Origin of the sequence: Luteimonas sp. MC1572, from assembly GCF_016615815.1 — a bacterium.
In the GTDB taxonomy this organism is placed as follows: Bacteria; Pseudomonadota; Gammaproteobacteria; order Xanthomonadales; family Xanthomonadaceae; genus Luteimonas.
The window spans coordinates 839,932-859,210 of record NZ_CP067112.1; the positions used below are offsets into that span (position 1 = coordinate 839,932).

Below are 19,279 nucleotides of genomic sequence, written 5' to 3' on the forward strand. Positions count from 1 at the left end.
CTCATTCGAGTCGTACTTCGATCATGTCCACGCAGAACCGCATAGCCGACCGCCTGCTGCCATCGCTGCCAAAGCGCGATGCGGGCCGGCGCGCGCGTTTCGCGTACGAAGGCGCATACCAGGCCTGACCGACTCCTCCACGGGAGATCGGTCACCCCGATCTTCCGAGGCACTGCGAATGCCCTCGGACTCCATGCCGGGGGCATTTTCGTTTCTGCGTTCGCAAAGGACGTCCAACACACGCGGGCACCGCGGTAGCGGGGCAACGCAAATGAATTGCCGTTTCGAAAGAGGCGGCAATGCGCAGTCGAATCTCGATCGGTGACAGCGGTACGGGCTTGTGTCCCGTCCGGTGCGCGCGGCATTGCCGTGGCGCATGCCGATGCCGGTTCGAGGCGACTGCGACAACGTGCGAGTCCCGCACGTTGACCTCTGGATAGCTCAGACGGGTAGAGCAGTGGATTTTGTTTCCACGTGTCGCGGGTTCGAATCCCGCTCCAACGATCGCTGATTGTCATCAGCAAAAGGGCGCAAGCCCGAAACCGGGAACGTCCCGTGCCTGTTCCGCCATGCGTCGCAGTGGATCGCGATGCGCAACGAAGCACGCAGCGGGTAACGCGCCGGCACCGCGTCCTGGCGGTGGCAGACAACGTGGAAAAGCGGGCGCGTGCCGATACGGGCGCGGCCATGGATCCACGGCAGACGCCATCGCAAGCATCGGCCGCCCGCCCGCTACCTGCCAGGGGCGTTCCCACTTCTTCCGCCGGCCGTACAAGGAGAAAACCCATGATGTACTGGACCCGTCGGGTCGTGATCGGCGACGCTGAGCGCGGCCTGGTGTATCGCAACCGTCGTTTCGAGCGCGTCCTCGCGCCGGGCGTGCATCGCCTGTTCGCGTGGCGCGACCAGCTGGACGTGGTCGTGCACGACATCCGGAAGCCGGACTACGCCGGCGACGACGTCGATGCGCTGATCGCCGCGCTCGGCACCAGGCTGGACGGGACCTTCGTGCTGGCCGACATCGGCATGGACGAAGTCGGGCTGGTGTCGAGGAACGGCCGCCTCGAGGACGTGTTGCCGCCGGGCCTGCGCAAGCTGCACTGGCTTGGCCTGGTGCAGGTCGAGGTCGAGAAGGCTTCGCTTGCCGAAGGCCTGCGCGTCGCGCCCGACGTGACGCGCCGTCTGCGCCAGCTCGGCATGCTGGGCCGCGTGGCGGTGGTGCTCGATGTGCCGGTGGAGTCTGCGGGCCTGGTGTTCGTCGACAACACGCTGGAGCAGGTGCTCGGCGCCGGCAGCTACGCCTTCTGGAACTTCCAGAAGAACGTGGCGGTGGAGACCATCGAGCTGCGCGTGCAGTCCATGGAGGTTTCCGGCCAGGAACTGCTGACCCGTGACAAGGTGAGCCTGCGCGTGAACCTGGCTGCTTCGCTGCGCGTGACCGACCCGGTCGCCGCGCGTACGCGGGTGGCCAAGTACAGCGACTACGTGTACCGCGAGCTGCAGTACGGCCTGCGCAAGGCCGTGGCCGCCAAGACGCTCGACGAGCTGCTCGGCGACAAGGCCACGCTGGACGCGGAGATCTTCGGCCATGTGCGTGGCCGCGTGGAGGCGCTCGGCATCGAGGTGCTGGGTGTCGGCGTCAAGGACGTGATCCTGCCGGGCGAGATGCGCGAGATCCTCAACGGTGTGGTGCAGGCGGAGAAGCTGGCGCAGGCCAACGTGATCCGCCGCCGCGAGGAGGCGAATGCCACGCGCTCGCTGCTCAACACCGCGAAGCTGATCGAGGAAAGCCCGGTGCTGATGCGCCTGAAGGAGCTGGAAGCCCTGGAAAAGGTGACGGAAAAGATCGACCGGCTGACCGTGTTCGGCGGCCTGGATGGCGTCGTCAAGCAACTCGTGACGCTGAAGTAACAACACCCGCGCGCCCAATGGACGGGCGCGCGGGTCCTTCAAGGAATGGACCACATGGACACTTCGAATTACCAATGGCTGCACCGCAAAGGCGAGACCCCCATCAAGGGCTGGGTCCGCGGCGTGCAGCTGGAAGACAAGGCGCATGAGCAGCTGCGCAACATCGCGAGCCTGCCCTTCGTGGGGCCGTGGGTCGCGGTGATGCCCGATGTGCACCTGGGCATCGGCGCCACGGTGGGCTCGGTGGTGCCGACGCGCGGCGCGATCATCCCCGCCGCGGTCGGCGTCGACATCGGCTGCGGCATGGCCGCGGTACGCACCACGCTCAACGCGCGCGACCTGCCGGATTCACTTGCGCGGCTTCGCTCGGCGATCGAGCGCGCGATTCCCGTCGGCAACGGCCCGGGCGGCAACCACCGCAAGACGCCCGACAGCGTCGAGTCGGCGCTGGCCGGCTCCGGCCTGTGGCAGCGGCTCGAGCGCATCAAGGCCAGGCATCCGCGGATCCGCCTCGACAAGGTGGAGCAGCAGCTGGGCACGCTCGGCGGCGGCAACCACTTCATCGAGGTCTGCCTCGACGAGAGCGAAGCCGTGTGGGTGATGCTGCACTCGGGCTCACGCGGCACCGGCAACCTGATCGGCACGTACTTCATCCAGCTGGCCCGCGAGGAGCTGGGCAAGCGCGTGCTCGGCTACCACGTGCCCGACAAGGACCTCGCGTTCTTCATGGAAGGCGAGGCGCTGTTCGACGATTACGTGGAGGCCGTCGGCTGGGCGCAGGACTACGCCCGCGCCAACCGCGAGGCGATGATGCAGCGCGTGCTGCACGCGATGCGTGCGGAGCTTCCGAAGTTCAAGCTGCAGGCGATGGCCGTCAACTGCCACCACAACTACGTGCAAAAGGAAGTGCACGGGGGCGAGGAGATGTTCGTGACGCGCAAGGGTGCGGTGCGGGCGGGCAGGGACGAGCTCGGCATCATTCCCGGCAGCATGGGCGCGAAGAGCTTCATCGTCCGCGGGCTGGGTAATGACGACAGCTTCCACAGCTGCAGTCATGGTGCCGGGCGGGTGATGAGCCGGACCGCGGCGCGCGCGAGCATCACGCTGAAGGAGCACCGCGAGGCCACGGCACATGTCGAATGCCGCAAGGACCAGGGCGTGATCGACGAGTCGCCTGCGGCCTACAAGGACATCGACGCGGTGATGGCGGCGCAGGCGGATCTGGTGGAGGTGGTGCATACCTTGCGGCAGGTGGTGTGCGTCAAGGGTTAGGGATGGCCCGGTCGAGGTGGGGCAACTTCTTTCCCGCTGCATTGCAACGTGAGAATGCTTTGTCCGCTTACGACCCGAGGTGGGCTCGAAAGGGAATGGGCGAATCCTATTTCCGACACCAATCTTAGATTCGCTTTGCAAATCACGCATTTACGAAAGTGCTGGCGAAGACATCTAGTACACCTGACTAGTACACCTACGTAACGCGCCCCGACTCCTTTCGGGGCGCGTTGACGTCGCGGATCAGGTCAAGGTTCGATCGCGGGCCACATCCGCTCAATCAACTTCGCGTTATCGCTCAAGAGCTTGATCGTCCTGCTGCGTCGGCGACTGATCTTGTAGAGCACGCCGGTGAAGAGGTCGACGAACTCAATCTGCCGAGGCGCGATTTTCACGCCCACCTGCTCCAACAGCCAATGCGCGATCTCTAGCGTCATCTTTGCAGCCTCAGGGTCGTACTGCTCCGCCTTGAGATTGAAGTAGATGAAACGCTGTTCGTCTCCCTCGTATGCAAAAAGGTCCGGAGACAGCCTGAGCTCCAAACCATTTACATCGAACTGGTACTGCCTGTTGATCGCGATGCGCAACTGACGGGCCATGTGGCCCGATGACGCAAAGCTCTCCAGCACCCGCAAGGTATGTTCTCGGCGCGGCGCCTCAGGAATGCTTTCCGCGGCGGCGCGAGCTTGGATCAAGCCCGCCATGCCATCGTCGAGCATCCGACGAATACCCTGGCGTGCAACGCCGTAGAACTGTCGTTTGAAAACTTGCGGTGCCCGCTTGGGATACTTCTGCTCGCGCAGCATGTTCCACTGTTCGACGGCAGGCAGGCGCAGGAATCGCGCGGCCGTGGGCACGGACAGGCGAGGCGGAGTGTCGTGGTGGATCTGGGGAGGGAACTTGGGAATCGCACTCATGGTTGTTGTTTTTCCTTCGAGCAATCTACGGATGGACGGAGGGCGGCCTCGCGGCCGCCCCCCGGCTTACTCATTTCCCGCTTGGCTTCGACGGTGACGGCTTCGGAGCACTGTTGCGCTCTTTGACCGTGGTCGACTTGTGCTGCTCGGCGTACTGCTTGGTTACGAACTCGCCGGACTCGGCACTGCGGTACTGAGTGATCTTCTTGTCAGCCATTGGCGTTACCTCTGTTGTTGGAAGTCATTGCAACTCCAACGAAATCACTCCCCTCACCCAAAGAGGGAGCGGGAAGCGGCCGTGAGGCCGGAGAGGTGGAAGACCCGCAGATTGCTTTTTGCGAAAGCGGCCCTAGTAGGCCTATACTTCCGCGTCTGCCAAGACAAAGCAGCTCTGAAGGTCTTCCACCGTCCGATTCGTCGGACACCGTGATCAGTTGGATTGGTCTGCGGGTCTACCTCCATTGCTGGTGAGCTGTAGCGAGCGCCCTGCCATGTGCAGGGCGTTTTCGTTTCTGAGGTTCAAACTGGAATGGAACGCACAATCTCAGGCTACCACAGAATCCGTTCATTAGCATTTTAGGCACCACAACATGTAGTGGCCAAAGAAGACATCGAACACTAAATGATCGAATAAAGCCAACTTCCGCATCTGAACGAGAGTCTTGGCGCGAGTCGCGCCAGCCGCGGCCCCCTCTTGCATTACTCCCCAAGAAGTGGCTTTGGGGGTCGCCTGGAACGTATTCAAGGGCAAGAGGCGCCCGAGCTCGCACAAAAATCCGAAGCGGCATCAATCAAGCGGACGCTGCGGCCTCCCCCCGTGCCCCCTCGCTTGCGCAGCAGGTGGTGACGAGTCCCCGCCCTGTACCGAAACCCCTGCGAGCGCCTCTAACGCAAACGTCTGATATTGCTGGCGTTCCACATGCTCATTGTGGTGTGCCGAAACGTGATGTCCGCTCGTGGACGCTAGGTGTTTCTCTTCAGGTGTCGGATACGCGTTCGAAAATCCACTCGACGATCGCATCGAACCTCTCCTGATCAAGCGCATGCCCGCTGTCCACGCGGAGCTCGGTGATGAAGTCGCCGGTGACCTTGGCCACGACCTGGTCCGCATCGCGTGAGTACTTGTCGCCGGTACCCGATACGACCAGTGTCGACCGGGGTCCGATGGCTGAAAGGAGATCGTGCGTTTCAAGCTGGCGGGCGAGCCCGGGCACGGCCTCGAACAGGGTGATCCCGGTGTTCTCCCGGCGGCGGGTCTCGAAGCTGCATACGGCACCGCTGATGCATGCGAACCGGCATCGCGAATCGACGGCCGCGTGGTAGAGCGCCGTGTAGCCACCGTACGAATGCCCAGCCACGCCCACGCGTCGCTCGTCCACGTCAGCGGCCTGGAGCAGGACGCTCAGGGCGCGCTGGGCGTCATCCAAGCACTTCCTCATCAGCAGGTCGCCATCCAGCAGCCGGTAGCTCATGGCGCTGTAGTGCTGGAGCCAGTCGTAGTAATCCGGCTCCACCCCGTGAACTGCGCCCCGTCGATCCTCGAACGTGATGGCGTCCGGGGCCAGGACCGCGACGCCCCTGCGCGCGAGCGCCGGCCCGAAGGCCTGGAACGCGTCGCCCACATCGCCGGCGACCTCGCTCTTGCCGAAGTGGAATTCGCCGTTGTGCTGGTGGAAGACAACCACGCCACCGAGCGTGCCGCGCCCGTTGGGCGTGAACAGGAACGCCGGGATGGGATCACCTTCGAGTCCGCGGTATTCGATCCTTTCACGGGTGAATCCGTCGGCCTCGGTAGCGTCGCCTCGCTGGAATTCCACAGGGACAGGGTCGGCCAGCCCAAGGCGCTGGCGAAGCATCGTAGTGAGGTCGTCCGTCATCCGCGGATGGTAGCTCGCAATATGGAAGGGTCGCAGGCCTGGTCTGGAGATCGAGTTCACCGGTTCTTCTCGCACGGCCATGCAGTCATGGACGCCCCGGCATCCCGACTGCGAGCTGCACCCCGATGGACCTGAAAAGCGGCTACCCCTGGTGGGCGGTCAAGAACGGCCTGCTGCACGCGTTCCCGCCGCTGCAGGCGGACCATCGCTGCGACGTGGCGGTGATCGGTGGCGGCATCACCGGGGCGTTGTTTGCCGACGAGCTGGCCGCGCACGGGCATGACGTGGCGGTGTTCGAGCAGCGTGACGTGGGCTGGGGCAGCAGCGCCGCCAGCACGGCGCTGCTGCAGTACGAGATCGACACGCACATGGTCGACCTGGCCAGGCGTTACGGCGAGGACAACGCAGTGCTCGCCTACCGCGCCTGCGCGGAGGCCATCCCGATGCTGCAGGCAAAGGCGGCGGAGGTGCGCGACGTGGATTTCGCGCGCGCCGAAAGCCTGTATTACGCCAGCCGTCGCCGCGATGCACGCGCGCTGCGCGAGGAATTCGCGCTGCGCCAGCGCCACGGCTTCGACGTGGCGTGGCTGGAGGCGGATGCGGTGCGCGAGCAGTTCGGCTTCGAGGCGCCTGCCGCCATCCTCAGCCGGCTGGCCGCGCGCATGGATCCCTACCGCATGGCCTACCGCCTGTTCGCGCGGCTCCGCAAGAGTGGCGGCGCGGTGTTCGACCGCACGACCATCGAGAGCATCCAGCCGCGCTCGCGCGACGTGCTCCTCACCACCGCCGAGGGCCACGCGGTGCGTGCCGGGCACGTCGTGATCGCCGCGGGTTACGCCAGCCAGAAGTGGCTGCGCAAGCGCGTCGCCGCCGATCGCAGCAGCTACGCCGTGATCACCGACCCGATCGACAAGGACGCCTTGGGCCCGCTGGTCGACACCATGGTCTGGGAGACGGCGCGCCCCTATCTGTACATGCGCAGCACCGGCGACGGGCGCCTGCTGGTCGGCGGCGAGGACGACAGCGTCGACGTGCCGGCGCGACGCGACGCACGCGTGGAGAAGAAGGCGCGCAAGCTGCTGGACAAGACCGCGGCCCTGTTTCCGCACCTGCCGCTGCGGCCGGCGTTCTCCTGGGCCGGCACCTTCGCCGAAACCCGCGACGGCCTGCCGTTCTTCGGTCCGCACCCGCAGCACGGCCCGCGCGTGCAGTTCGCCATGGCCTACGGCGGCAACGGCATCACCTATTCGATGATCGGCGCCGGGCTGGTGCGCGCGCTGATCGAGCGGCGCAGGCATCCGTTGGCCGAGTTGTTCTCGTTCGGGCGCGGTGAGGGCTGAGCAGTCAGTGCGAGCCGGGCGACCGTGCCCTCGCCATCGGTGTCGAAGCGCAGGGCGATGCCGTGGCGCTCGCCCAGCCGGCGCACGATGGCCAGGCCCAGCCCGAAGCCGGCGCTGGCCTCGCCCTTGGCGAAGGCTTGGAACGCATCTGCCGCGATGCCATCGCCGGGGTTGGCGATGCGCAGCCAGTCGCCGTCCACGTCGATCACGACCTGGCCGTCGCGGGTGTGGGCGAAGGCGTTGCCCACCAGGTTCGACAGCACGATGTGCAGCACGGTCGCCGGCAAGTGCGCGCGCGTGCCGGTCGCTACATCCAGCCGCACCTCCACCGCACGGCCATCCAGCAGCGGCGCCTGGTCGACGATCACGCGCTCCAGCAGGGGCAGCACGGCGACATCGCTGGCGGCCTCGGCGCTGTGCTCCTCGCGCGCGAGCGCCAGCAGCGTGGCGACCGTCTGCTCGAGCTGGTGTGCGGACTGGCGGACATGCTCGAGCTGAAGCCGTGACTCGACATCGAGGCCGTCGCGCGCAGCCAGGCGTTCGCAGGCGCTGCGGATCACCGCCAGCGGCGTGCGCAGTTCGTGGCTGGCGTCGCGGCTGAACTCGCGTTCGCGCGCAACGAAGTCGTCGATGCGCGCGATCAGGCGCTCCAGCCCGCGCGCCAGCGTGCCGACCTCGTCGTCGGGAAAGGCATCCGAGAATCCAGCGGGCAGCCGCGACGGCGTGGCCTCATCGACCAGTGCAGCCAGCCGCGACAGCGGCGCGGTCATCCGCCGGGCCAGCCAGGCGCCGAGCACAAGCGCCAGCGCGAGCACCGCCAGGCTGGACACGCCCAGCCACTGCAGGATGCCGCTGCGCATCGGCCGCACCGCCAGCTGCTGGCTGACCTCGGCCACCAGCCACGCCGGTGCAGCCGGCGCCGCTGGCTGCAGGACCTGCAGGTGGTAGTGGCGGCCGTCGTTGCCGGGGAACTCGCGACGCGAAGGCTCCTCGGCCAGCCACGTGCCGAGCCCGTCGGGCAGGGTGGCCGGATCGGCATGCACCGCGATGAAGTGCAGCTGCGGGCGCGTCCACTCGCCGTGCGCGGCGTGGTGCGCCAGCTGCGCCTGCGCTTCCTGCTGCAGCAGGCCATGGAAGAAACGGTCTTCGACCACGTAGACGAACAGCACCACGTAGAAGCCGTATAGCGCGGCCACGAACAGGGCGAATCCGCCGAAGGCGACCATCAGCCGGTGGCGCAGCCGGCGGCGCGGACGCGTCGTGTTGCTCACGTGTCGGCCTCCAGGCGGAAGCCGACGCCATGCACCGTCTTCAGCATCGGCACCGCGAACGGGCGGTCCAGTGCCTGGCGCAGCATGTACAGGTGCGTGCGCAGCGGATCGGAGTCGGGCGGGGCGTCGCCCCAGATGTGTTCGACAAGCTCGCTGCGGGTCAGCGTGCGCGGCCAGGCCTCGGCAAGTGCGAGCAGCAGCTGGTGCGCCGTCTGCTGCAGGTGCAGGGTGCGGCCTTCGCGCTGCACCACGCCGCTGCGCCGGTCGATGCCCAGGCTGCCGATGCGCAGCACGTGCGGGGTGCCGGCGCGGTGGCGTTGCGACAGCGCCAGGCAGCGCGCCAGCAGTTCGGCGCCGGCGAACGGTTTGACCAGGTAGTCGTCGGCACCGCTGCGGAAGCCCAGCAGCCTGTCGTCCAGCGCATCGCGTGCGGTGAGCATCAGCACGGGAATGTGGCGATCGGCCTGCGCGCGCAGGCGCTCGCAGACGCGCAGGCCGTCGAGGCCGGGCAGGCCGAGGTCGAGCACCAGCACGTCGGGCGGATCGGCCAGCGCCGCCTGCAGCCCGCTCAGGCCGTCGGCGGCGAAGCTGGCAGCAATGCCGCTGTCGGCGAACATCGCCTCCAGGTTCCCGCGCAGCACCGGGTTGTCCTCGACCACCAGGATGCGCAGCGCGGGCAGGTGCATGGCTCAGCCGTCGATCCGCTTCAGGAGGGTGACAGCCTCTTCCATCTGTGGCGCCGCTTCCAGTACCTGGAGCACCAGGGCGCGCGCCTGCGCGCTCTGGCCCAGGCGCAGGTGGGCTTCGGCGGCACCTAGCTTCAGCTGCGGCTCGGCCATGTGCGGCAGGGCGAGTTGCATCGTCTGCAGCGCGGGCCGCAGCTGGGCGGCATCGTCGCCGGCGACCTGCGCCTGGTAATAGCCGAGCAGGCCAATGAGTTCGACGTGGTAGCGCGTGGGCTCCTGTTGCAGCGCCGCCGTCGCGCCGGCGCTGTCGCCGCTGCGCAGGCGTTCCACCAACGCCATGCTCAGTTCGTCGCGCCACGGCGTGCGCGCGACCGGCGTGCGGCCCAGGGCGCGCACGATCGCTTCCGCCACCGCGGTGGTGGAGTAGGGGTTCTGGCCGGTGACCAGGCGTCCATCGACCACCACCTTCGGCATCATCAGCGGCGCCTCGTCCCAGGCCGCGCCGCGCGCGCGCAACGCATCTTCCAGCAGCCACGGGAACTGCGATGCCCACTTCTTGCCGAACACCGTCTCCTCCTCGTTGCTGAAGCCGGTCATGCGCCGGCCGGCCACCAGCGGGCTGCCGTCGGCCAGGCGGACGTCGGCGAGGGCGGCCGGGCCGTGGCAGACCGCGGCCAGCACCGCGCCGTTGTCCCAGGCCCGGGCGAGCAGGCCCTGAAGGTCGGTATTGCGCGGCAGGTCGAACATCGCGCCCTTGCCGCCGACCACGTAGACCGCGGCGTAATCCTCGGCGCGCAGCGCGTCGATGCGGCGCGTGTCGGCCAGCTGGCGCATTGCGTCCGCATCGGCCAGCAGCGCGGCGTTGAAGGGCTCGTCGGGGTTGTACTTGTCGGCCTCGATCGCACCGCCCTGCGGGCTTGCGACCTCCACGGCCAGGTCGTTGGCCTTGAAGATCAGCCAGGCCTGGGAGAGTTCGTCGAACTCGTAGCCGGGGCGGGTCTTGCCGGCATCGCGACCTTCACCGCTGAGCACGACCAGGACGGTGTCGCGGGCGAACGCGGACGGGAGATGCAACAGCAGGAGGGCGGCAAGCAGGCAGGTGAGGGGCAGGCGGGACATGGCGGTTCCAGTCGTATCCGGGGAGGGACAGGATGGCGCTGCCATATCAAGCGGATTTCAAGATCGGCGGAGAGCCGACCCTGGACGGAACACGCAGGGCCCCGCGCGTGCGGGGCCCTGCCCCCGGCTTACTCCGCCGACGCCTCGTCCGGCGTTTCTTCCTCGGGATACCACGAGTAGCGCCAACCGAGTGGCGCGTCGGCATCGACCGCGCGTGCGACGTACTGTCCATCTGGCAGCGCCTGTACGACACGATCGGTATCGTCGCGCAGTGGCACCTCCGTCACACCCGCTTCTGCGCGGGCGGGGAGTGAGCCGGCAAACAGGCCGTTCAGCAGCGTCTCGATGTCGGTCGCGCCTTGCGTGAGCGCCGAACGAACCAGGCTGCAGTCGTCGGCCGTCCATGCGCGCGCGCGCGCCGCAGCTGCTTCGCGCGGTGTCCACTCCGTTCCCCTGGCCTCGCGCATGCGCGCCTGGTGGGTCCTGAGCAATGCGCTGGCGGCGCGGCGGGCTGTACGGTCGCCCCCGTTGGCGGCTTGGATCAGCTTGTGCACGCCACTGTCCGCGTAGCGCGTGGTCTCGCGTGAGATCGCGGCCTGAATGTCCGCCGGAGTTTTCCCGGCCAATGGGACGACGTCAGACACCACGACAAGGTCGTTGCTCCACGCTGGCTTCTTCTGCCAGCGCGTCGTCGCCCCTGGCAGTTGCGCCGAATACGCGGCCAGCGCGACCGAGGTGACCAGCGCGGAATAGTCCGGCGTCATGCTGTAGGTCGCCACCAGCTCGTAGCGCGGCTCGTCCTGCGGCACCAGGTCGTCCACCGAACGATCTGGCGCGAGCACATGCCGTTGGACGCTTCGTCCCGCACCCCATGGCGTGCCACCAACGCTGCGCTCGATCGCACCCAACAGTGCGTCGGTGTTCGAAAGCTTGCACTGGGCACGTTCGAACTCCGCGTTCGCATCCCGGACCTGGCGCTTGGCTGAGGCTTTGGCCTCGGCATTGATGAGCGCCGAGGCGATCAGGCCGCCGGCGAGGCCAGCGGCAGCCGCGCTGCCGTACGACAGTCCGGGGGTGCTCGTGTACAGGTTGTTCGTGGCGTTGACAACGGTGCCGCCCACGTTGATGAACCCGTAGGTGATCTGGCTCTTGAGCCGGTCATGCGCGGCGACGGCATGCACTGCCATGCCCGCGAGCAGTTCGTCCTGCGACGGATCGTGGCCCTGCGGCCTTTCGTTCGCCGCGTGCGCGGCACCGCACGCGCACGCAAGAACCGCCGCCGCGAGCGGCAGCGCCATGCTTCGAATCGTCATCTCTTCCCCTTTCCCCTGAATACGCGAACGCGTCGCGAGAGCTTATCCACTGGCCGCAAATCTCGTAAAGTGCTCTTCACAATCCATCTACGTATTCCAACGCCAGACTGGCCCCGATATCCCCCCGACGAAGGAGCATTGAAATGTTTCTGACCAAAAAACATCTGGTGATGGCGCGTACGCTCGGCCTGGCGATCGTCGCCACCCTGAGCCTTGCCGCCTGTGCCACCTACGATGACGAGTTTGCAGGGATCAACTCACGCCTCGATCAACTCGACACGAAGGTGCAGAGCGCGGCCCAGAGCGCAGAGTCCGCCAACCAGTCCGCGCAGCAGGCCAACCAGCGGTTGGATCAAATGGAAAGCCGCGTCCAGCAGCTTGAAGCAGCGCCGCGCCGCGCGCCGCGCGGTTAATCTCTACTTGCGCAAACCGCGACGAACGGCCTGAGCCGTGACCCGGTGGCCTTGCTGGCCACCGGTCTCCTTGTCTCCATCCAGTCTTCGTTCCGAGGAACCTTCCCATCCCTACGTGCACACACCCTGCGGCCCGGGCCGTCATTGGTGCGCTGGCGCTTGTGCTGGCGTTCGCGAGCTTCGACGTGGCCAGCGCCGAGGACGCCGCCGCGCAACCGGTCGCCCCCGTCGACCAGCTTCCACCAGGCCAGGATGTGTCCGGCACGGTGATCGAGCTTGCGGGCTGGGTTGTCGCAGCCAAGGACAGCCAGGGCTATCCGTTCGCGGTCATCGACAAGGCCGCCGCACAGATCTTCGTGTTCGGTGGCGACGGCCGGCTTCGCGGCGCGGCCCCCGGGCTCTTCGGCTCGGCGGTCGGCGATCACACGGCCCCCGGCATCGCCGGTCTCGCGCTTCGCGAGATTCCGGGCCGCGATCGCACCACGCCGGCTGGCCGCTTCGTCGGCGGTTACGGTCCGTCGATCGATGCCGGGCGCGTGCTGTGGGTGGACTACGAGTCCGCGGTCTCCATCCACCCGACCGCGACCGGCGTCCCGGCCGAGCGGCGCCCCGAACGCCTTGCATCGCCCACGCCTGACGACAACCGCGTCACGCATGGCTGCATCAACGTCTCGCCCGAGTTCTACGAGCGGATCATCCGTCCGACGTTCGAGCGGGGCGGGGTGTTCTACATCCTGCCGGATGCGGCGTCGATCGCGGAAACATTCCCCGAGTTCGCGCAAGGTCGCGCGGCTACGCAACGCAACGATGGAAAACGCGCACGGACCGCGCGCCAGTGAAGCGTGCGTCGTCGTAGTGGCCGAGCGCGAAGCGCAGGACGCGGCTGCAGAGTCCGCCGCAAGCGTTTGATCTGAAACCCCCTCTCATCTCCTGAGACCGCCCGGCGCTGGAATCTTCCGACCGCCGGGCTTGCTTATGTCCGCCAAGGTAAATAGATTTTTACCCATGACCGACGACCTCACTCCCCGACAGCGCGACGTGCTCGGCTTCATCCAGGCCCATGCCGGGGCCGAGGGCGCGCCGCCCACGCTGCAGCAGATCGCCGACGCGTTCGGCTTCCGCCAGGCCTGCGCGGCGCACAAGCACGTGCGCCGGCTGCAGGCCGCGGGCTACCTGGAAGTGCGGCCCAACGAGGCGCGCGGCATCCGCGTGGTCGCGGGCATGGCGCAGGCCGGCGGCGGCCGGGCAGGGCGTGCGCGCCACGTGCCCGGTACGCGGCTGAAGCTGCGCGATGACCGCCTCGAGCTGCCGGTGCTCGGCCGCGTGGCCGCGGGTGCGCCGATCGGTGCCGATGCTGGCGTGGAGCGCCATGTGCTGCTCGACCGCGCGCTGTTCACCAGCAAGCCGGATTACCTGTTGCGGGTGAAGGGCGATTCGATGCGCGACGACGGCATCTTCGACGGCGACCTGGTGGCGGTGCAGCGGGCGAGCGACGCGCGCAACGGCCAGGTGGTGGTGGCCCGCGTGGACGGCGAGATCACCATCAAGCGCCTGGAGCGCACGCGCACGCGGCTGCGGCTGCTGCCGCGCAATCCGGACTACGCGCCGATCGAGGTGCCGCCGGGCAGCGACTTCGCCATCGAGGGCCTGTACTGCGGGCTGGTGCGCACGGCATGAACGCGGTCGCGTCCATCGCGGTGTTGCCCAGCCTCGACGCCATGCTCTCGGCGCAGACGGTGTGGCGCGCGGGGCGTGCGCCGGCGGTGGCCGCGGGTGGCGAGCCGAGCGGGCATGCCGCGCTGGATGCTTTGCTGCCGCAGGGCGGCTGGCCGCGCGCGGCGCTCACCGAATTGCTGCTGCCGGCCGATGGCGTGGGCGAGCTGGCGCTGCTGCTGCCCACGCTGGCGCGGCTGACGCAGGCCGGTGGCGTGGTGGCGCTGGTGGCGCCGCCGTACCTGCCGTATGCGCCGGCGTGGCAGGCGGCGGGCGTTGACCTGCGCCATCTGGAAATCATCGAGGCCGATGCGCGCGGTGCGCTGTGGGCGTTCGAGCAGTGCCTGCGCAGCGCGGCCTGCGCGGCGGTGCTGGGCTGGCCGCTGCAGGCGGATGCGCAGGCGCTGCGCCGGCTGCAGGTGGCGGCCGACAGCGGCGACTGCCTGGGCTTCGCGTTCCGCGATGCGAAACACGCGGCCAATCCGTCGCCGGCGGCGCTGCGGCTGGAGTTCGCCGCGGCGGGCGAGGGCGCGTGGTACGTCCGCAAGTGCCGTGGCGCCAATCCACCGGCGCAGGGCTTCAGGCCTGCGGGTGCGAACGCCGTCGCGGCCTGCGGGCGCGTCGCCTTCGCCCCCGTCGCTCCCTAGGGCATCGGCGTGCTCTGGGCCTGCATCGCGCTGCCGCGGCTGGCGCTGGACGCCGTCCTCCGGCGTACGGCGGATCCGTCGCAACCGCTGGCGCTGGTCGGCGGGCCGGCGCAGCTGCGCAGCCTGCACGCGGTCAACGCCGCCGCCGCCGCCGCCGGGCTGAAGCCCGGCATGCGCCTGACCGCCGCGCACGCGCTCTGCAGCACGGTGGCGCTGGTCGAACACGACGCCAGCGCCGATGAGCGCTGGCAGCGGTTCCTGGCGGCGTGGGCGTATCGCCACAGCTCACTGGTCAGCACGCAATGGCCGGGCGCGATCGTGCTGGAGGCGCGCGCGAGTTTCCGGCTGTTCGGGCCGTGGCCGCGCTTCGAGGCGCGGCTGCGCGAGGAACTCGCCGGGCTCGGCTTCAACCACCGCATCGCGCTGGCGCCCACGCCGCGCGCGGCGCTGGCGTTCGCATGGCTGCGGGATGGATTCGCGGTGACCTCGCTGCCGGCGATGCACGAGGCGCTGGCGCAGGTGCCGGTGCGCCGTGCGGCGCTGCCGGGAACCGCCGGCACGCGCCTGCATGCGATGGGCGTGCGCACGCTGGGCGCGCTGCGTGCGCTGCCGCGCGACGGCCTGCGCCGGCGCTTCGGCGTGGAGCTGCTGGAGCACCTCGGCCGCCTGCATGGCGATGTCGACGATCCATTGGAGTGCTACGCGCCGCCGGATCATTTCGACGCGCGCATCGAGCTCGGCTTCGAGGTGGAAAGCCACCAGGCGCTGCTGTTCCCGCTGCGGCGGATGATCGCCGACCTCGCCACGTATCTCTCGGCGCGCGACGGCGGGGTGCAGCGCTTCACGCTGCGCCTGGAGCACGAGCGCAGCCATGCGCTGCCCTCGCACGCCGCCGACATGGAGCGCGTGGCGGCGCCGGCGCATACCGACGTGGCGGTGGGCCTCTTGGCCGCCGAACGCGAGGCCACCCTGCTGTTCGAACTCACCCGCAACCGACTGGAGCAGGTGGCGCTGCCGGCGCCGGTGGTGGCGATGCGGCTGCTGGCGCGCGAGCTGCCGCCGTTCGTGCCGGCCGCGCGCGACCTGTTCGATACCCGCCCGGCGCAGGCGGTGCCGTGGCCGCAGCTGCGCGAACGCCTGCGTGCACGCCTCGGCGACGAGGCCGTGCACCGCATCGCGCCCAGCGGCGATCCGCGCCCGGAGCGCGCATGGCGACGCGTGGCGGCCGCGGGCGATGACGCGGCCTGCCTGCAGCCCGCGCCGCCACGCCCGGCGCGCCCGGCGTGGCTGCTGCCGCGCCCGCTGCCGCTGCGCGGGCGGGTGCGCATCGTGTCCGGGCCGGAGCGCCTGGAAAGCGGCTGGTGGGACGGCGACGACGCGCGCCGCGACTACTACGTGCTGGAAACCGCGCAGGGCCAGCGCGCCTGGGCGTTCGCCGCGCCGGGCGAGCTCGGCAACTGGATGCTGCACGGCTGGTTCGCATGAACTGGGACGACGACCACGGCCTGCCGCCCGGCGTCGCGCCGGACACGCCCGGTGCGCGGCCGCCACGCAGCGTGCGCATGCAGCAGCAGATGCAGCTGGCGCTGGGTGGCGCGGATCGCGGCAGGGCGCTGGTGGTCCCCGGCCTGGGCGCGGCCAACGATGCGTCGGTCGGCGTCGAGCCGCACGGCATCGACGCGCCCGCCTATGCCGAGCTGCACTGCCTGTCCGACTTCAGCTTCCTGCGCGGCGCGGCCAGCGCCGAGCAGCTGTTCGAACGCGCCGCGCTGTGCGGCTACGAGGCGCTGGCGATCACCGACGAATGCTCGCTGGCCGGCATCGTGCGCGCCCGCGATGCCGCGCGCATCACCGGGGTGAAGCTGGTGGTCGGTGCGGAGTTCACCCTCGACGACGGCCTGCGCCTGGTGCTGCTGGTCGAGAACCGCGCCGGCTACGCGCAGCTGTGCCGGGTGATCACCACCGCGCGCCGTGCGGCGGGCAAGGGCGCCTACCAGCTGGGCCGCGACGACCTGGCGCGCGACGCCTTCGACGCCGGTAACACCGGCCTGTTCGCCCTCTGGCTGCCGGGGCAGCCGGAAGAAGGCGCGTGGCTGCGCGAAACGTTCGGCGAACGCGCCTTCCTCGCCGTGGAGCTGCACCGCGACCACGACGACGGGGCGCGCCTCGGCGCATTGCTGGCGCTGGCCGCGCAGGCCGGGCTCACGCCTCTCGCCACCGGCGACGTGCATATGGCCACGCGCCGCCAGCGCGTGCTGCAGGACACCGTGACCGCGATCCGCCACGGCCTGGCCCTGGCCGACTGCGGCGCGCAGCTGTTCCGCAACGGCGAGCGCCACCTGCGCAGCCGCCGCGCGCTGGGCAACATCCATCCGCATGCGCTGCTGGCCGAAGCCGTGGCGCTGGCGCGGCGCTGCACGTTCTCGCTCGACGAGGTGCGCTACGACTATCCGGCCGAGCTGGTGCCCGCCGGCGAAACGCCCACCAGCCACCTGCGCAAGCTCACCGAAGCGGGCATGCGCCGGCGCTGGCCAATGGGCGTGCCGGAAAAAGTGGCGCGGCAGATCGACGACGAGCTGGCGCTGGTCGCGGAGCTGAAATACGAGGCGTTCTTCCTCACCGTGGAGGACATCGTGCGCTTCGCGCGCAGCCGCGACATCCTCTGCCAGGGGCGCGGCTCGGCGGCGAACTCGGCGGTGTGCTTCGCGCTCGGCATCACCTCGGTCGATCCCGCGGAAAGCCGGCTGCTGATGGCGCGCTTCCTGTCGAAGGAGCGCAACGAGCCGCCGGACATCGACGTCGACTTCGAGCACGAGCGCCGCGAGGAGGTGATCCAGTACGTGTACGGCAAGTACGGGCGCAGCCGCGCCGCGCTGGCCGCCACGGTGATCCGCTACCGCGGCAGGAGCGCGGTGCGCGATGTCGCCAAGGCCTTCGGCCTGCCGCCCGACCAGGTGGCGCTGCTGGCCGGCTGCTTCGGCTGGGGCAACGGCGAGACGCCGATGGAGGTGCGCCTGGCCGATGCCGGCTTCGATATCGACAACCCGCTTATCGCGCGCGTGCTGGCGGTGACCACCATGCTGCGCGGGCGGCCGCGGCACCTGTCGCAGCACGTCGGCGGCTTCGTGATTTCCGATGCGCCGCTGTGGCAGCTGGTGCCGGTGGAAAACGCGGCCATGGCCGACCGCACCATCATCCAGTGGGAGAAGGACGACCTGGAGTCGATGGGGCTGCTGAAGGTCGACTGCCTGGCGCTGGGCATGCTGACCTGCATCCGCAAGGCGCTCGACCTTGTGCGCGCGCACCGCGGCCGCGACCTGGAGCTGGCCACCATCCCCAACGAGGACACGCCCACCTACGACATGGTGCAGCTGGCCGACACCGTGGGCGTGTTCCAGATCGAATCGCGCGCGCAGATGACCATGCTGCCGCGGCTGAAGCCGAAGACGTTCTACGACCTAGTGATCGAGGTGGCGATCGTGCGCCCGGGGCCGATCCAGGGCGGCATGGTGCATCCCTACCTGCGGCGCCGGCAGGGCCAGGAGGCGGTGTCGTATCCGTCGCCGGGCATCGAGGAGATCCTCGGGCCCACGCTCGGCGTGCCGCTGTTCCAGGAGCAGGTGATGGAACTGGTGATCCACGCCGGCTACTCCCCGGAAGAGGCCGACAAGCTGCGCCGCTCGATGGCCGCCTGGCGCCACGGCGGCGACATGGAGCCGCACCGCGTGCGCATCCGCGAACTGATGGAGGCCAAGGATTATTCGTCGGAGTTCATCGACCAGATCTTCGAGCAGATCAAGGGCTTCGGCTCGTACGGCTTCCCGCAGAGCCACGCGGCGTCGTTCGCCAAGCTGGTGTACGCCAGCTGCTGGCTGAAGCGCCACGAGCCGGCGGCGTTCGCCTGCGCGCTGCTCAACGCGCAGCCGATGGGCTTCTATTCGCCCAGCCAGATCGTGCAGGACGCGCGCCGCGGCAAGGGCGCGCGCGCGGGCGTGGACGTCCTGCCGGTGGATGTGGCGTGCAGCGCGTGGGATTGCACGCTGGAAGGCGAGGGCGTGGCGGGGCTGATGGCGGCCCCCGCGATCCGCCTCGGCCTGCGCCAGATCGCAGGTCTCTCCGAAGCCGTCGCCAGGGCGATCGTTGCAGCGCGCAGCCAGCGCCCGTTCCGCGACATCGCCGACCTCTGCCGCCGCGCCGCGCTCGATGAAAAGGCGCGCAGCGCGCTGGCCGAGGCCGGGGCGCTGGCGTCGCTGGCCGGGCATCGCCACGACGCGCGCTGGCAGGTGGCCGGCATCGAACGCCAGCGGCCGCTGCTGCCGGGCAGCCCCGACGAGGACGCGGTGCTGCTGCCGGCGCCCGGCGCCGGCGAGGACGTGCTGTCAGATTACCGCGCGCTGGGCCTGAGCCTGGGCGCGCACCCGCTGGCGCTGCTGCGCGACCGGCTTCGCGCGCGGCGGCTGCTGGCCTCGCGCGAGCTGCGCGGCCGCCACCACGGCAGCGCGGTGCGGGTGGCCGGCATCGTCACCCAGCGCCAGAAGCCGCAGACCGCCAGCGGCACGATCTTCGTCACCCTCGAGGACGAGGACGGCATGGTCAACGTGATCGTGTGGCCGCGCGTGGCCGAGCGCGGGCGCAAGGCGCTGCTCGGCGCCACGCTGCTGGAAGTGCGCGGGCGCTGGGAGCGCGTGGACGGCGTGGAGCACCTGATCGCCGGCCACCTCGAGGACCTGTCCGCCCTGCTCGGCGGCCTGCGTTCGGAGTCGCGCGATTTCCGCTGAGCCCGGTTCACCTCGCGTTCGT

16 protein-coding genes and 1 tRNA gene are annotated in these 19,279 nt (G+C 69.2%); 10 read left to right on the forward strand and 7 right to left on the reverse strand.

The features are described from left to right. The first annotated feature begins 433 nt into the window (after window positions 1-433). The 3 genes from JGR64_RS03840 (at window position 434) to JGR64_RS03850 (ending at window position 3,183) form a co-directional block, all read left to right on the forward strand. Window positions 434-501, forward strand: a tRNA-Gln gene (locus tag JGR64_RS03840). Window positions 502-789: 288 nt separating this feature from the next. Continuing rightward, a complete protein-coding gene (locus JGR64_RS03845) occupies window positions 790-1,911 on the forward strand; it encodes a slipin family protein (protein WP_199375696.1) in 1,122 nt (373 codons plus the stop codon). 54 nt (window positions 1,912-1,965) lie between these two features. Further along, window positions 1,966-3,183 (forward strand): RtcB family protein, encoded by a 1,218-nt coding sequence (locus JGR64_RS03850; RefSeq protein ID WP_199375247.1) that lies wholly within the window; start codon window positions 1,966-1,968, stop codon window positions 3,181-3,183. Window positions 3,184-3,431: 248 nt separating this feature from the next. On the opposite strand, the gene JGR64_RS03855 is transcribed toward JGR64_RS03850, so the two are convergent. The 3 genes from JGR64_RS03855 to JGR64_RS03865 all read right to left on the reverse strand — a co-directional run bounded on the left by JGR64_RS03855 (window position 3,432) and on the right by JGR64_RS03865 (window position 5,977). Further along, window positions 3,432-4,100, reverse strand: coding sequence for a hypothetical protein (locus JGR64_RS03855; RefSeq protein WP_199375248.1), 669 nt, complete (start codon window positions 4,098-4,100; stop codon window positions 3,432-3,434). A gap of 70 nt (window positions 4,101-4,170) precedes the next feature. Next, window positions 4,171-4,317 carry a hypothetical protein gene (locus JGR64_RS03860; protein ID WP_199375249.1) on the reverse strand — a complete coding sequence of 49 codons (147 nt, stop codon included), beginning with the start codon at window positions 4,315-4,317 and terminating at the stop codon, window positions 4,171-4,173. Window positions 4,318-5,077: 760 nt separating this feature from the next. Continuing rightward, complete coding sequence (locus JGR64_RS03865; protein ID WP_199375250.1) at window positions 5,078-5,977, reverse strand: prolyl oligopeptidase family serine peptidase; 900 nt, start codon at window positions 5,975-5,977, stop codon at window positions 5,078-5,080. 125 nt (window positions 5,978-6,102) lie between these two features. Here JGR64_RS03865 and JGR64_RS03870 point away from each other — a divergent pair, with 125 nt between their 5' ends. Beyond that, window positions 6,103-7,317, forward strand: a complete 1,215-nt coding sequence (locus tag JGR64_RS03870; protein WP_199375251.1) for an FAD-dependent oxidoreductase — start codon at window positions 6,103-6,105, stop codon at window positions 7,315-7,317. Here the strand turns inward: JGR64_RS03870 and JGR64_RS03875 are convergent. The 4 genes from JGR64_RS03875 to JGR64_RS03890 form a co-directional block, all read right to left on the reverse strand. Further along, the gene (locus JGR64_RS03875; RefSeq protein WP_199375252.1) at window positions 7,221-8,588 is read right to left on the reverse strand and encodes a HAMP domain-containing sensor histidine kinase; all 1,368 of its coding nucleotides are present in this window, start codon (window positions 8,586-8,588) and stop codon (window positions 7,221-7,223) included. The two genes, JGR64_RS03870 and JGR64_RS03875, sit on opposite strands and share 97 nt — an antisense overlap. After that, window positions 8,585-9,274 carry a response regulator transcription factor gene (locus tag JGR64_RS03880; protein ID WP_199375253.1) on the reverse strand — a complete coding sequence of 230 codons (690 nt, stop codon included), beginning with the start codon at window positions 9,272-9,274 and terminating at the stop codon, window positions 8,585-8,587. Before JGR64_RS03880 ends, JGR64_RS03875 begins: the two co-directional genes overlap by 4 nt. Before the next feature lie 3 nt (window positions 9,275-9,277). After that, entirely contained in the window at window positions 9,278-10,393 is a 1,116-nt protein-coding gene (locus tag JGR64_RS03885) for a type 1 glutamine amidotransferase domain-containing protein (RefSeq protein ID WP_199375254.1), read from the reverse strand. A 128-nt stretch (window positions 10,394-10,521) separates the two neighbouring features. Further along, window positions 10,522-11,691, reverse strand: coding sequence for a hypothetical protein (locus JGR64_RS03890; protein WP_199375255.1), 1,170 nt, complete (start codon window positions 11,689-11,691; stop codon window positions 10,522-10,524). 158 nt (window positions 11,692-11,849) lie between these two features. Here JGR64_RS03890 and JGR64_RS03895 point away from each other — a divergent pair, with 158 nt between their 5' ends. The 6 genes from JGR64_RS03895 to JGR64_RS03920 all read left to right on the forward strand — a co-directional run bounded on the left by JGR64_RS03895 (window position 11,850) and on the right by JGR64_RS03920 (window position 19,257). Next, on the forward strand, window positions 11,850-12,119 hold the full coding sequence (locus tag JGR64_RS03895; RefSeq protein WP_199375256.1) for a hypothetical protein: 270 nt from the start codon (window positions 11,850-11,852) through the stop codon (window positions 12,117-12,119). A 152-nt stretch (window positions 12,120-12,271) separates the two neighbouring features. Beyond that, window positions 12,272-12,958 carry a L,D-transpeptidase gene (locus tag JGR64_RS03900; protein WP_199375697.1) on the forward strand — a complete coding sequence of 229 codons (687 nt, stop codon included), beginning with the start codon at window positions 12,272-12,274 and terminating at the stop codon, window positions 12,956-12,958. Between the two features lie 166 nt (window positions 12,959-13,124). After that, window positions 13,125-13,796, forward strand: coding sequence for a transcriptional repressor LexA (lexA, locus tag JGR64_RS03905; protein WP_199375257.1), 672 nt, complete (start codon window positions 13,125-13,127; stop codon window positions 13,794-13,796). Next, the gene (gene imuA, locus JGR64_RS03910) at window positions 13,793-14,479 is read left to right on the forward strand and encodes a translesion DNA synthesis-associated protein ImuA (protein WP_199375258.1); all 687 of its coding nucleotides are present in this window, start codon (window positions 13,793-13,795) and stop codon (window positions 14,477-14,479) included. The genes lexA and imuA overlap by 4 nt, the downstream gene beginning before the upstream one ends. 9 nt (window positions 14,480-14,488) lie before the next feature. Next, window positions 14,489-15,964 (forward strand): DNA polymerase Y family protein, encoded by a 1,476-nt coding sequence (locus JGR64_RS03915; RefSeq protein ID WP_199375259.1) that lies wholly within the window; start codon window positions 14,489-14,491, stop codon window positions 15,962-15,964. Further along, window positions 15,961-19,257: an error-prone DNA polymerase gene (locus JGR64_RS03920; RefSeq protein WP_199375260.1), complete on the forward strand. Its 3,297-nt coding sequence runs from the start codon at window positions 15,961-15,963 to the stop codon at window positions 19,255-19,257. The genes JGR64_RS03915 and JGR64_RS03920 overlap by 4 nt, the downstream gene beginning before the upstream one ends. The last annotated feature ends 22 nt before the right edge of the window (window positions 19,258-19,279 follow it).